This window comes from Streptomyces sp. NPDC017225 (assembly GCF_044331465.1).
Classification (GTDB): domain Bacteria; phylum Actinomycetota; class Actinomycetes; order Streptomycetales; family Streptomycetaceae; genus Streptomyces.
The window spans coordinates 388,690-402,223 of sequence record NZ_JBIRNE010000001.1 but is presented as its reverse complement, the minus strand read 5'-3'; the positions used below and the strand labels follow the sequence as shown (position 1 = coordinate 402,223).

The following is a 13,534-nucleotide window of genomic DNA, read 5'->3' as shown; positions in this document are numbered from 1 at the left end:
TGGCTCATGGTGTGGCCGGCCGGGTACCCGGTGCAGCGGTGCCGGCACCTCGTCGTCGGTGCCGATCCGGTGCGGTGCCGCACCAGGAGGCCACCGGGGGACGGGCCGCGGGCCGCGTACCGGGCTCGGGCCGGAAGTCGTCGAGGCGAGGCTCACCCGCCCAGCGGGATCTCGCTCCAGACCCGCTTGCCCCCGCTGACCGGCAGCGTCCCCCACGTCGCCGACATCGCCTCGACCAGGAGGATGCCGCGGCCGCCCGTCGCCTCCCAGCCGATGCTGGTCGGCTTGACGGGCGTACGGGGGGAGGCGTCGGCGACCGCGACGCGCAGCCGGTCGCCGATCAGGGTGAGGTCGAGACGGACCTTGCCGTCGGTGTGCACCAGGGCGTTGGTGACCAGTTCGGAGACGATCAGGAGGGCGCCGTCGACGGCGCCCTCCGGGGCTCCCCAGACACGCAGGGTGCGCCGGGTGAATCGCCGGGCGTGCCGCACGGCCTCGGGCAGCCGCCACACCGACCAGCTCTCCCGCAGCGGGCGCAGGGCCATGCCGTCGTAGCGCACCAGCAGCAGGGCGACGTCGTCGCTGCGGCGGGCGTCGCCGAGCAGGGCGTCGGCGACGAGCCCGAGGTGTGCGGGGTCGGCGGCGCCCAGCACGTGCGCGAAGCGGTCCAGGCCCTCGTCGATGTCGGCGTCGGCGGACTCCACGAGACCGTCCGTGGTGAGGGCGATCAGCGTGCCGGGCCTGAGCCCCAGCGGGCTCATGGGGAAGTCGGCCTGCGTCAGCACGCCCAGCGGGGGGCCGCCCTCCACCTCCACGATCTCCGTCGTGCCGTCGGGGTGGCGCAGCACCGGGGGCGGATGCCCGGCCCGGACGCACCAGGCGGAGCCCTCCTCCATGTCGAGCTCGACGTAGACGCAGGTCGCGAAGAGGTCGCTCTCCATGTCCATCAGCAGCCGGTTGGCGTGGGAGACCACCACGTCCGGCGGATGGCCCTCGACGGCGTAGGCGCGCAGGGCGGTGCGCATCTGGCCCATGAGGGTGGCGGCGGCGGCGCTGTGGCCCTGGACGTCGCCGATGACCAGGGCGACGTGGTGGTCGGGCAGCGGGATCACGTCGTACCAGTCGCCGCCCAGCTCCAGTCCGGCCGTGCTGGGCAGGTAGCGGGCGACGGCGACCGCGCCGGGCAGCTTCGGCAGGCGGCGCGGGAGCAGCTGGCGCTGGAGCATGCCGACGAGTTCGTGCTCGGCGTCGAAGGCGTGGGCCCGCATCAGGGCCTGCCCGGCGAGGCCGGCGGAGGCGGTGAGCAGGGCTCGTTCGTCGGGGCCGAAGTCGTGCGGGGTGTCCCAGCCGATCAGGCAGGCGCCGGCGATGCGCCCGGCCGCGGGCAGGGGCAGTACGGCGAGGCCGCCGGGGCCGACGTCGGCGAGGGCTGGTTCCAGGTCGCCGGTGCCGGCGGGCCAGATCCGGGCGCGGCCCTCGCGCAGCGCGGCGGCGAGGGTGGGCATGGCCCGTACGGGCGCGTCGGGCCACTCGGTGCGCCATTCCAGCCGCCACAGCTCGGGCCAGGACTCGGGCTCGGGCGGGTCGAGGACGGTGACGACCAGCCGGTCGTTCTCCACCTCGGCCAGCGCGATCCGGTCGGCGCGCAGCGGCCTGCGCAGGGCGGCGACCACGGCCTGGCTGACGTCGCGGACGGTGCCGGCGGTGGCCAGCGCGGCGGCCAGACGCTGGACGCGGGCCACGTCCGTCACGTCCGGGCGCAGGGTGGAGGCGTCGACGACCGTCCCCACGAGGCGGGCCGGGCGGCCCTCGCCGCCGGGCAGCAGGCGCCCGCTCAGCCGGAGCCACTTCGGCGGACCGGTGGGCTGCAGCACCCGGAACTCCAGCTCGCGGTCGCCGATGGACATGTGGTCGGCCTCCGTCACCGACATCAGCGAGGGCAGGTCCTCCGGCACCGTCAGGCCCAGCAGCGTCTCGACCTTGCCGTCGAACTCGCCCGGGGCCAGGCCGAACAGGCGCAGGATGCCGTCGCCGGCCTCGACCCGGCCGGTGTCCATGGCCAGCGTGAAGGCGGCCGGCTGAAGCTCCTGGGCTCCCTCGGCCCCGGCGGCCGCGGCCGGGGCGGGGCAGGTGACGGCTTCGGCGATCAGTTCCAGGCACGCGCGGTCGTCGCCGTCGAAGCCCTCCGGGCGCTCGGTCAGGGCGAGGAGACACCCGCCTCCGTCCCCGCGCACGGGCAGGGTGGCGAGGGAGAAGCCGCTCGACGGCACGCGCCGCGACTCGGCGGACCCGGCGAACTCCTCGGGCCCGAGCCACACCGGTGTCCCGCCGCGGTGGGCGTCCGCCACCGGGGAGCCACCGGCCGCCGGGTAGCTGTCGCGCACGCCGTACAGGGTGCGCGGCACACCGGCCGACTCGACCAGGCAGAGCAGCTCGCGGTTCTCGGCGGGCGTGTAGAGGGCGGCGAAGGAGGCACCGGCGAAGACCAGCGCCTGTTCCAGGACACGGCGCAGCCGCTCCCCCGGGTCCGGGCCGGACGCGATCGCCTTCAGGGCACCCTCGGTACGCGGCGTTCTCGATCCGCGCTCCGCACCGCCCTCACTGACCACGCCGCCATTACAGCGCTTGTGGGGCACCTGCGCAGCCCCTGCGGACAGGGAAACGGCGATCAGGGGCACGAAGGGGAGTCGGTGGCGTGGTGGGGACGTGCCGATGCGACGCTCGCCGTGCGTGGCGGGCCCGTGGGGAGGGGATTGGAAGCGGGGTCACGGGCGTGGCCGTGCGAGGAGGTGGCCGGCGTCTGTGACGATCGGTCGTCCTCGCCCTGGGCTGCCCAGGGCGTTCGCCGCGCCCCTGGGAACGGGTGGCCCCGCACGCGCCGATCCCGGTGGCGGACGCGGTGCGTAGCGACGGCTGCCGGGTCGGCGAAGGTGGGGAGATGGCCCGGCGCCGTCCCCGCGTCGCCGTGGTCCGGTCCCACCCGTCCGCCTTGGTCCGCTGCGGGCGCGCGGGCACCTGCCCGGCGGACCTGGGTGAGCCCGGGCGGGAGGCCGGGTGCGGGTAGGGGGGCGGTCCGGGCCTCCCGCCGAAGGCCCGGACCGCCCACCGCCGCCGGGGGCCGGCCGGTGGTGCGGGGAGCCGTGCCCGAGGGGTGGGCGTTCGGGTCAGCCCGTCAGGCCGGAGCCGTCCACACCGCCGACGCCCTCACCGTCACCGGCGTCGCCGCCCAGGGTGGCGCCGACGGCCTCCAGAGCGGTGGTGACCGGCTGGAAGAACGTCTCGCCGCCGACCGCGCAGTCGCCGCTGCCGCCGGATGTCAGGCCTGTCGCCAGGCCGTCCTGGGTGAAGAGGGAGCCACCGCTGTCGCCGGGTTCGGCACACACGTCGGTCTGGATGAGGCCGGTGACCGTCCCCTCGGGGTAGTTGACGGTGGCGTCCAGGCCGAGGATCTGGCCGTCCGCCAGTCCGGTCGTACTGCCCATGCGGAAGACCCGCTGCCCGACCGTCGCCTCCGCGGCCCGGCTGATCCGGACGGTCTGGTCCCCGAGGTCGACCTCGCTCGGCGCCACGGTGGCGGGGTCGTCGTACCTGACGAGCGCGAAGTCGCCCTCACCGGGGAAGACCGTCTGGTCCACGGTCGCGATCGGCTGCCCGCCCTGCACGTCGGACCACTGGTCGTCCGCGACGCCGCAGTGACCGGCCGTCAGGAACGCGGGAGAGCCGTCGCCCGCGGTGACGTTGAAACCGAGCGAGCAGCGCGCACCGCCGCCGAAGACGGCGTCGCCGCCCGACACGAACGTCTTGAAGGTGCCGGCGGACTTCTTGAGGGTCGCCATGCCGGGACCGAGGCTCTCGACGGTGGACTCGAGTCGGTCCCACTTCGCGCCGGTGACCGTACTGTCGGCGGTCACCAGGATCTTGTTGGTGCGCGGGTCGAGGGCCCAGGAGGTGCCCGGGATGGTCGCCTCGGACCGCAGAGTCCGCGCGCCGCCGCTCAGCTCGCCCATGCTGTTGCCGACCTCGCGGACCTCCGCGCCCGCCTTCCTCGCCCGCGCGACGACCTGGTCGTCGTCGCCCGGAACGACGTTGACGACGAGCCGCTGCTCGCCGGTGTCGTAGTACGACCCCGCGAAGGCGTCGCCGAGCAGGCCGGCCAGCCGCGAGGCGAGATCCGACGCGTCCGCCGCCTTCAGGGTCCTCGGCGCCGCCGCCGCGTCGTGCGGGGTACCGCCGTCCTGCGAGGCGTTGGCGTTCGGCAGCAGGACGGCGGCCGCGCCGAGCGCCACCACACCGCCTGCCGCCATCGCGGCCCTGCGCTTCGGAATCCGCTTGTGACTCAACCTTCTCGACCTCCTGGGACGGGGTCCGTGCCGCCGGTCCGGCAGCTGTCGGGGGGCGCCTGGATGGCTGTTCATACGCACAGGCCGGACGGGCCGTTCAATCACGCCGCCTCGGCACGCTGCGCATGCGTTCGGCGACGCTCGGTTCCGGTCGCGGAGCGGAATGCCCACTTCAGGGAATCTGCACATCGAATGCCCAACCCGGTCACCCTCGTTGGAGGATCTGCACAACCCGGGGGCGTCCCGCACTCCTGCGGGGAGGGTGAGCCGACTCCGCCGCCCAGGAGCAAGGGGTGGCACGGGACGATGCCGCGCACCATGTGAAGAAGTCGCCGCGAAGGCGTGCCCGCACCTGCACGCTTGAGCGCCGGGGGGCCATAAGTGCCCAGGTGAGAGGGATGATTGATTGGAAGCGCGGACCGGCCGCGTGCTTTGATCCATCGCACCGCGGGGGCCGCGGAGGGCTCCGGAACGGGGCGCCCGGCGCCCGCGGTCGCGGCCGTCTTCTGTCCCCAGAGGGGGCCGCTCCCCCCTTGTGAAATGGCTATACGAAGGGAAGTTCCATCATGAACTCCACCCCCCAGGTCGAGACCGTCGAGATCTCCGACGCCGACCTCGACAACGTCTCCGGCGGCCTGAACGTCAACGCCGTCGGCACCGTCACCGGCCTGGTGGACGGCATCGCCCCGGTCTCGGGCCTGCTCAACACGGCCGTCGGCACCGTCGAGGGTGTCACCGGCCTGAACACGGCCCCGGTCACGGGCCTGGTCGCCGGTCTCTGATCGCGCCCATGTGCCGCTGAGTCCCGGAGCCGTCCAGGCTCCGGGACTCTTCGGCCGTCGTGCCGCGGTCCGCCCTCCGTGGCTTCGCCGGAAAACCCTGGGATACGTCCGACGTGCAGTTCCGCCAACAGGCCCTCGCAAAACTCCAGTCACCGGAGGAGCTGGATCTTCCGGTGCGTTTCGCCCGCCCGCAGGGCTGGCTGGTGCTGTCCGTGACCGTGGTCGCGATGGCCGCCGCGTCCGTGTGGGCGGTGAGCGGCTCGGTGACCTCCACGGTCGCCGCACCCGCCATCCTCACGCACGGGCAGGGCAGTTACCTCCTGCAGAGCCCGGTCTCCGGCCAGGTCACCGCCGTCCTCGCACGCCAGGGCGAGCGACTCGCCGCCGACGCCCCCGTGCTGAAGGTCCGCACCGCCGACGGTGAGACCGTCGTCCGCGCGGTCGACGCCGGCCGGGTCAGCGCACTCGCCGCGACCGTCGGGCAGATCATCGGCACCGGCGCCAACATCGCCTCCGTCGAGAAGGTCGCCCACGCCGACGATCCGCTCTTCGCCACCGTCTACGTCCCCGCCGAGAACGCCGCCGCCATCCCCGCGCACGCCTCCGTCGACCTGACCGTCCAGTCGGTGCCGACGCAGGAGTACGGCGTCCTGCACGGCCGGGTGAGGTCGGTGGACCGCTCGGCGCAGTCGGCGCAGACGATCTCCGCGTTCCTCGGCGACAGCCAGCTCGGCGAACAGTTCACCAAGGAGGGCAGGCCGGTGGCCGTGACGGTCCGGCTGGACACGTCGAAATCCACGAGGAGCGGCTACGAGTGGTCGTCCGCGGACGGACCACCGTTCGAGCTGACCTCCATGACCATGGCCGAGGGTTCCATCCGGCTGGCCGACCAGCGACCCGTCGATTGGCTGCTGCCGTGAGTACCGCACAGGAGACCCGGGGCAGACGCCGCGCCGCGCCGCCGAGGCGCGGGGTGCCCAGGAGCCGGGCGAAGACCGTCCGCACACCCACCATCCTCCAGATGGAGGCCGTGGAGTGCGGCGCCGCCTCCCTCGCGATGGTGCTCGGCCACTACGGCCGGCACATACCGCTGGAGGAGCTGCGCATCGCCTGCGGCGTCTCCCGGGACGGCTCCCGGGCGAGCAACCTGCTGAAGGCGGCACGCGGTTACGGCTTCACCGCCAAGGGCATGCAGATGGACCTGGCCGCCCTGGCCGAGGTGACGGCGCCGGCCATCCTGTTCTGGGAGTTCAACCACTACGTCGTCTACGACGGCATGGGGCGCCGATTCGGCCGCCGCGGGGTGTTCATCAACGACCCCGGCAAGGGCCGCCGCTTCGTGACCCTGGAGGATTTCGACGGCAGCTTCACCGGGGTCGTCCTGACCATGGAGCCCGGCGAGGGCTTCACCCGGGGAGGCCGCAGGCCCGGCGTGCTCGGCGCGATGCCGGCCCGGCTGCGCGGCACCGCGGGCACACTGCCCGCCGCCCTGCTGGCGAGCCTGCTGCTGGTGGCCGTCGGCGCGGCGGTTCCCGCGCTCAGCCGCTCCTACATCGACATGTTCCTGATCGGGGGGCAGACCTCACTGCTCGGCGTGCTGTTCGCGTCGATGGGGGCCTGCGTGCTGCTCACCCTGGTCCTGACCTGGCTCCAGCAGGCGAACCTGCTGCACGGCCGCATCATCTCCTCCACCCTCTCCAGCGCCCGCTTCCTGCGCCATCTGCTGCGGCTGCCGGTGACCTTCTTCTCCCAGCGCAGCCCCGCCGACCTGGTGCAGCGCCTGCAGTCCAACGACGCCGTAGCCGAGACACTGGCCCGCGACCTCTCCGCGGCGGGCGTCGACGCGATCGTCGTCGTCCTGTACGCCGTACTGCTGTACACGTACGACCCCCAGCTCACCTTCGTCGGCATCGGCGTGGCCCTGCTCAACATCCTCGCGATGCGGATCGTCATCCGGCTGCGCGCGACCCGTACGGCGAAGCTGCGGGCGGACACGGCGCGGCTGACCAACACCGCGTACACCGGCCTCCAGCTGATCGAGACGATGAAGGCGACCGGCGGTGAGGACGGCTACTTCCGCACATGGGCGGGACAGCACGCCACCACCCTGGAGGAGCAGCAGCGGCTCGGGGTGCCGAGCGCCTGGCTGGGCGTGGTCGCGCCGACGCTCGCCACCCTCAACAGCGGGCTGATCCTGTGGATCGGCGGCATGCGCGCGGTCGAGGGGCACATCTCGGTCGGTCTGCTGGTCGCGTTCCAGGCGCTGGTGGTCCGCTTCACGGCCCCGCTGACCCGGCTGAACGGCGTCGCGGGCCGCATCCAGGACTTCGCGGCCGACGTGGCCCGGCTGAAGGACGTGGAGAACTTCCGGACCGACCCGCTCCACGACCGCCCGGGCGCCAGCGACTCCACCCGCCGGCTGCACGGCCACGTCGAGCTCCAGAACATCTCCTTCGGCTACAACCCGCTCGACAAGCCCCTGCTCACCGGCTTCGGCCTGACCGTCGGGCCGGGGCAGCAGGTGGCCCTGGTGGGCGGCTCGGGCAGCGGCAAGTCCACCGTGTCCCGGCTGATCTCGGGACTGTACGCCCCGTGGGACGGTGTGATCCGTATCGACGGCCGGCGGCTGGAGGACATACCGCGCGGGGCGCTCGCGTCCTCCGTCTCCTTCGTCGACCAGGACGTGTTCCTCTTCGAGGGCTCCGTCCGCGACAACGTGGCGCTGTGGGACCCGTCGGTCCCCGACGACGCGGTGGTGGAAGCCCTGCGCGACGCCGCGCTGTACGACGTGGTGACGCGTCGCCCGGGCGGCATCCACAGCCGGGTCGAGCAGGACGGGCGGAACTTCTCCGGCGGGCAGCGGCAGCGCCTGGAGATCGCGCGGGCCCTGGTGCGCCGGCCCAGCATCCTCGTCCTCGACGAGGTGACCAGCGCCCTGGACGCGGAGACCGAGCTGGTGGTCATGGACAACCTGCGCCGGCGCGGCTGTGCCTGCGTGGTGATCGCGCACCGGCTCAGCACCGTGCGGGACAGCGACGAGATCGTCGTACTCCAGCACGGCACCGTCGTGGAGCGCGGGCGGCACGAGGAGCTGGTCGCGCACGGAGGCGCGTACGCGGCGCTGGTCAGGGAGCGTTGAGATGACAGCCGTGCACGAAGGACAGGGCGACCTCGTCCTCGGGGCGCTCGGTTCGCTGGGCACCCGCGTCGACTGCGCCGGGTCGGGCCGCCTGGACCTGGAGGGTCCGCAGGTGCTGTGGCTGGTGGCGTCCGGCGCGGTGGACCTGTTCGCGGTCGACGCCGGGGAACAGGGCCACTGGCACCACCTGGGCCGCCTGGAGGCGGGCTCGGTACTGCTCGGACCGGTCACGGGCCCCCGGCACACGCTGGTCGCGCGTCCACTGCGGGACTGCGTGGTGCACCGCGTCCAACTGCGCGAGCTGTACCAGCCGGCGAGCACCCAGACGTGGTCGTACGACGCGTACGGCACCCCCCAGTACGTGCCGCCGACGACGAGCCCGCTGGAGTACGCCCTCGCCCTCGGCGTGGGCCGCGGCCTGACCGTCCTCTTCCAGGCGCCGATGGCGACCGAGCGGGCGACGGCACCCGCCGACGACGACGTGTTCTGGATGCAGGTGCCGCCCGGCAGCGTGCAGTACGGCGCGGTGTACGGCGACGAGGCCGCCGCCGACCTGCTGATGGACCCGGCGCTGTGGCAGAGCCTGGTCGACCAGCAGTACCGGCTGCTGACCACGCTGGAGCGCTGGATCGAGCAGCTGGAACGCACCCACGAGACCCGCACGGCGGCCGGTATCAAGGCCGGTGAGGCGGTGCGCGCCCAGGCCGACCGGACACTGCTGGCCTCCATCGGCAAGCGGTCGGACAAGCGCACCACGGCCGCCGACGCCGACGCCACGTACGCGGCCTGCCGGATGGTCGCCCGCGCCGCCGGGATCACGCTCGCCGAGCCCTCCCGCGACGGCGCGGAGAGCGACCGCCTCGATCCGGTGGAGCGGGTCGCCGTCGCCTCCCGCGTGCGCACCCGGACCGTACGGCTGGACGGCCGCTGGTGGCGGGACGACGTCGGGCCGCTGGTCGGTCACCGGGCCCTGTCGGGCGCGCCGGTCGCACTGCTGTGGCGGCGCGGCGGATACGTGGCCGTCCATCCGGCGACGGGCCGTCGGACGCCGGTAGAGAAGGCGAACGCCGAGGAGTTCGAGCCGTCCGCGGTGATGTTCTACCGGCCGCTGCCCGAGCGCCGGCTCGGTCCGCTGCGGCTGCTTCGGTTCTGTATGCGGGGCACGCGCCGTGATCTGACCGCTCTGCTGCTCGCCGGGCTGGTGACGGTGGCGCTCGGCGCGCTGGTGCCGATCGCCACCGGCAAGGTGCTCGGCGAGTTCGTGCCGAAGGCGCAGACCGGGCTGATCACTCAGGTCTGTCTCGCGGTGATGCTGAGCGGCGTCGTCGCCGCGGCCTTCACGCTGACGCAGAACCTCACCGTCCTGCGGCTGGAGGGACGTGTCGAGGCGGCCCTCCAGCCCGCGGTGTGGGACCGGCTGCTACGGCTGCCGACGAGGTTCTTCACCGAGCGCTCCACCGGTGAGCTGGCCGGCGCGGCCATGGGCATCAGCGCGATCCGCCGGCTGCTGGCGGGCGTCGGTCCGACGGTGGCCCAGTCGGTGACCGTCGGGGCGATGAACCTGGGGCTGCTGCTCTGGTACAGCGTGCCGATGGCGCTCGCGGCGATCGGCATGCTGGTGGTGGTCGCCGCCGTGTTCCTGGGGCTCGGGCTGTGGCAGGTGCGCTACCAGCGGCGGCTGGTCAAGCTCACCAACAAGCTGAACAACCAGGCGTTCCAGACCCTGCGCGGACTGCCCAAGCTCCGGGTCGCGGCGGCCGAGAACTACGCGTACGCGGCGTGGGCGGAGCAGTTCGCGCGCAGCCGTGAGCTCCAGCAGCAGGCCGGGCGCGTCAAGAACGTGAACGCGGTGCTCGGCGCGGTGTACCTGCCGCTGTGCACGCTGCTGATGTTCATGCTGCTGGCCGGTCCGGCGCGCGGTTCGATGTCGGCGGCCGAGTTCCTCACCTTCAACGCGGCGGTGACGATGCTGCTGACCTCGGTCACCCAGCTGACCGGCGCGTTCGTGTCGGCGGTGGCCGCGCTGCCGCTGTTCGAGGAGATCAGGCCGGTCCTGGACGCCGCGCCCGAGGTCCGTACGGCCAGCACCCGGCCCGGGCCGCTGTCCGGGGCGATCGAGGCGCGCCGGCTGTCGTTCCGGTACACCGACGACGGGCCGCTGGTCCTGGACGACGTGTCCTTCGCGATCCGGCCGGGCGAGTTCGTGGCGGTCGTCGGCCCCAGCGGCTGCGGCAAGTCGACCCTGCTGAGGCTGCTCATCGGCTTCGACCGGCCGCTGTCGGGCGGCGTCCTGTACGACGGGCAGGACCTCGCCGCGCTCGACCGGTCGGCGGTGCGCCGGCAGTGCGGGGTGGTGCTCCAGCACGCGCAGCCGTTCACCGGATCGATCCTGGACGTCATCTGCGGCACCGAGCCGTACACGCCGCAGGAGGTGATGGCGGCGGCCGAGATGGCGGGGCTCGCGGAGGACATCGAGCGGATGCCGATGGGCCTGCACACGATCGTCTCCGGGAGCGGGGCGGTCTCCGGAGGGCAGCGGCAGCGGCTGATGATCGCGCAGGCCCTGATCCGCCGGCCGCGCGTCCTCTTCTTCGACGAGGCGACCAGCGCACTGGACAACGAGACGCAGCGCACGGTGATCGAGTCCACCAAGGCGCTCGACGCCACCCGGGTCGTGATCGCCCACCGGCTGTCCACGGTGCTGGACGCGGACCGCGTGATCGTGATGGAGGACGGCAGGATCGCCCAGCAGGGCCCGCCCGCCGAGCTGCTCGCGGACACGGGCGGCCGGCTGCACGAGCTGGTGCGACGGCAGCTGGCCTGAACCCGGGGCGCCGCGGGGACCCCGGTTTCCGGCCGTACCGCCCCGGGATCCGTTGGACCGGCGCGGAAATGGGTACCTGCGCCTTCATGCGTATCAGCGTGGTGGATGTGGGATCGAAGACGGTCCGGCTCATGGTGGCGGACGCGGAGGGCGGGGTGCCGCTGCCGGTCCACACCGCCAAGTGGCGGCTGCGGCTGTCCGAACAGGTCAGGCCGGGTGACCCGGTCCCCGAGGAGGCCGTGGAGCGGCTCGTGGAGGCGGTCGCCGACGCGAACCGGACCGCGGCCCGCTGGGGGGCGGCGGAACCGCTGGCCTTCGCGACCGCCGTGGTGCGTGCCGCGCCCAACCGCCGAGAGGTACTGAGCACCGTCCGCGCCCGTACGGGCACCGCCCTGTGCACCCTGCCGGGCGAGGTGGAGGCGGAGCTGACCTTCCTCGGCGCCCGCCGCTGGATGGGCTGGCGTGCCGGGCCGCTCGCCCTGCTCGACATAGGCGGCGGCTCACTGGAGATCGCCTTCGGCCGCGGCCGGCTGCCCGACTTCGTGGCCTCGCTGCCCCTGGGGGCGGCACGGCTGACCCACGAGTTCCTCGCGGGCGGCGAGGAGGCACCGCCGCCGGAACAGGTCCGGGCGCTGCGCCGCAAGGTCCGCCATCAGCTGCGGGACGTCGCGGCGCGGATCCGCTGGGAGGGGCCACGCACCGCGGCTGCCACCTCCCGCACCTTCCAGCAGCTCGGGCGGCTGTGCGGGGCGTCGCCGGGCCGGCACGGTCCGTTCATGGAGCGGCAGATGCGCTGCTCGGACCTCGGAGAGGCGATCGGCCGGCTGGCCGCCCTGTCCGCCGCCGAGCGGGCCCGGCTGCCCGGCATCTCCGCGCCGCGGGCGGCGCAGAGCCTGGCGGGGGCGGTGGTCGGGCACACCGCGATGAAGCTGACCGGGCTGGAAACGGTCACGCTCTGTCCCTGGGCGATCCGCGAGGGCATTCTGCTGCGCCACATCGAGGACGGGCCGTCCTGGTGGGCTGAGGTCACCCGCCGCAACGACGAGGCGGCCGTCCCGGCCCCGGTGCCCCTGCGCGTGGCGACCACGTCCAGCTGACCACGGGGGGACGGGCCATGCCCGAGCCGTGAACACACGACCGACCGAACAGTACGAGGAGAGGAGACATCCGTGTCCGAGGACGGCGACCGCACCGACCAGCAGCCCGAGACCGCCATTGACGAGGTCCTGCGCGAGATCAGGGAGTCCAGGCCGCGCGACGCGGAGTCCGACGAGGGCCCGCGCCGGGGTGAGGCGGGCGATGCCACCTCGCCCAACACCGGGGCCCAGAAGGACGCCGGAGGCGAGTGACAGGTGAGTGACTCCGTGCGGGCGGGGGTGCCACGGTGGTGTCCGGGTACTCGCGGCGCCATGGAGTACGACCGTGAAGGACCACAGCCGCCGACGGCCCGGGGCCCGCTCTCCGAGGCCGTCGGCGCCTGTCTGCTCGGGGCGGGCCCGCTGCCCGCCCCGGAGACCGTCGCCGCCGCGCCGGCGTACGGCGACGACCTCCAGCTCGCCCTGTACCAGTGCTACGAGCTGCACTACCGGGGCTTCGCCGGTGTCTCCCCCGGCCTGGAGTGGGACCCCGGGCTGCTTCGCACCCGGGCAGCGCTGGAGCAGCGCTTCCTGTCCGCGCTGCGCGCCGACACCCAGGTCCACGACAGCGTGGAGGACGCGGTCGGGGAGCTGCTCGTCGAACCGGTCGACGGAAAGGGCATCAGCCACTTCCTGCGGGACGAAGGCGAGTTGTGGCATCTGCGCGAGTACGCGGCGCAGCGCTCCCTGTACCACCTCAAGGAGGCCGACCCGCACGCCTGGGTGCTGCCGCGGCTGTGGGGGCGCGCCAAGGCGGCGATGGCGGCGGTGGAGTTCGACGAGTACGGCGGCGGCCGGCCCGAGCGGGTGCACGCCCGCCTGTTCGCCGACCTGATGACGGACCTGGGCCTGGACACGACGTACGGACGCCATCTCGACGCGGCGTCCGCCGAGTGCCTGGCCACGGTGAACATGATGTCCCTGTTCGGCCTGCACCGTGCCCTGCGCGGCGCCCTGGTGGGCCATTTCGCGGCGGTGGAGATCACCTCGTCGCCCGGTTCCCGGCGGCTCGCCGAGGCGATGCGCCGCACCGGCGCCGGGCCCGCCGCCGAGCACTTCTACGACGAGCACGTCGAGGCCGACGCGGTGCACGAGCAGATCGTGCGGCACGAGGTGATCGACGGTCTGCTGGAGCAGGAGCCGCACCTCGCGGCGGACGTCGTCTTCGGCATCGACGCCACCGGATACGTCGAGGAACGCTTCGGCGCCCGGCTCCTCGCCGACTGGCGGGCCGGGCGGTCGTCGCTGCGCGCGCCGCTGTCCGGCCTGCCGCGCGAAGATTCCGAAACCTCCCATATTCCGTGACGGCCGGG

The 13,534-nt window shown here is 73.6% G+C and carries 9 protein-coding genes; 7 read left to right on the top strand and 2 right to left on the bottom strand.

Annotation, left to right across the window (positions count from 1 at the left end; all coding sequences use genetic code 11):
- Positions 1-152 precede the first annotated feature (152 nt).
- Complete coding sequence (locus ACH4NX_RS01680) at positions 153-2,609, bottom strand: SpoIIE family protein phosphatase (RefSeq protein ID WP_398127330.1); 2,457 nt, start codon at positions 2,607-2,609, stop codon at positions 153-155.
- A gap of 555 nt (positions 2,610-3,164) precedes the next feature.
- A complete protein-coding gene (locus ACH4NX_RS01675) occupies positions 3,165-4,340 on the bottom strand; it encodes a S1 family peptidase (RefSeq protein ID WP_398127329.1) in 1,176 nt (391 codons plus the stop codon).
- A gap of 566 nt (positions 4,341-4,906) precedes the next feature.
- Between ACH4NX_RS01675 and ACH4NX_RS01670 the strand changes: the two genes are divergently transcribed.
- The 7 genes from ACH4NX_RS01670 (at position 4,907) to ACH4NX_RS01640 (ending at position 13,526) form a co-directional block, all read left to right on the top strand.
- Positions 4,907-5,122 (top strand): hypothetical protein, encoded by a 216-nt coding sequence (locus ACH4NX_RS01670; RefSeq protein WP_003978108.1) that lies wholly within the window; start codon positions 4,907-4,909, stop codon positions 5,120-5,122.
- Between the two features lie 113 nt (positions 5,123-5,235).
- The gene (locus ACH4NX_RS01665) at positions 5,236-6,042 is read left to right on the top strand and encodes an HlyD family efflux transporter periplasmic adaptor subunit (RefSeq protein ID WP_398127328.1); all 807 of its coding nucleotides are present in this window, start codon (positions 5,236-5,238) and stop codon (positions 6,040-6,042) included.
- Entirely contained in the window at positions 6,039-8,261 is a 2,223-nt protein-coding gene (locus ACH4NX_RS01660) for an NHLP family bacteriocin export ABC transporter peptidase/permease/ATPase subunit (protein WP_398127327.1), read from the top strand. The genes ACH4NX_RS01665 and ACH4NX_RS01660 overlap by 4 nt, the downstream gene beginning before the upstream one ends.
- Position 8,262: 1 nt before the next feature.
- Positions 8,263-11,085 carry an NHLP bacteriocin export ABC transporter permease/ATPase subunit gene (locus ACH4NX_RS01655; RefSeq protein WP_398127326.1) on the top strand — a complete coding sequence of 941 codons (2,823 nt, stop codon included), beginning with the start codon at positions 8,263-8,265 and terminating at the stop codon, positions 11,083-11,085.
- An 86-nt stretch (positions 11,086-11,171) separates the two neighbouring features.
- Positions 11,172-12,182, top strand: coding sequence for a Ppx/GppA family phosphatase (locus ACH4NX_RS01650; RefSeq protein ID WP_351400278.1), 1,011 nt, complete (start codon positions 11,172-11,174; stop codon positions 12,180-12,182).
- Between the two features lie 72 nt (positions 12,183-12,254).
- The gene (locus tag ACH4NX_RS01645) at positions 12,255-12,434 is read left to right on the top strand and encodes a hypothetical protein (protein ID WP_351400277.1); all 180 of its coding nucleotides are present in this window, start codon (positions 12,255-12,257) and stop codon (positions 12,432-12,434) included.
- A gap of 60 nt (positions 12,435-12,494) precedes the next feature.
- Positions 12,495-13,526 (top strand): iron-containing redox enzyme family protein, encoded by a 1,032-nt coding sequence (locus ACH4NX_RS01640; RefSeq protein ID WP_398127325.1) that lies wholly within the window; start codon positions 12,495-12,497, stop codon positions 13,524-13,526.
- Positions 13,527-13,534: the final 8 nt, after the last annotated feature.

What these genes read in the sequence shown, in the direction of transcription:
- ACH4NX_RS01670 (WP_003978108.1), top strand. Translation starts at nt 4,907, where the DNA reads ATGAACTCCACCCCCCAGGTCGAGACCGTCGAGATCTCCGACGCCGAC.
- ACH4NX_RS01655 (WP_398127326.1), top strand. Translation starts at nt 8,263, where the DNA reads ATGACAGCCGTGCACGAAGGACAGGGCGACCTCGTCCTCGGGGCGCTC.
- ACH4NX_RS01650 (WP_351400278.1), top strand. Translation starts at nt 11,172, where the DNA reads ATGCGTATCAGCGTGGTGGATGTGGGATCGAAGACGGTCCGGCTCATG.
- ACH4NX_RS01640 (WP_398127325.1), top strand. Translation starts at nt 12,495, where the DNA reads ATGGAGTACGACCGTGAAGGACCACAGCCGCCGACGGCCCGGGGCCCG.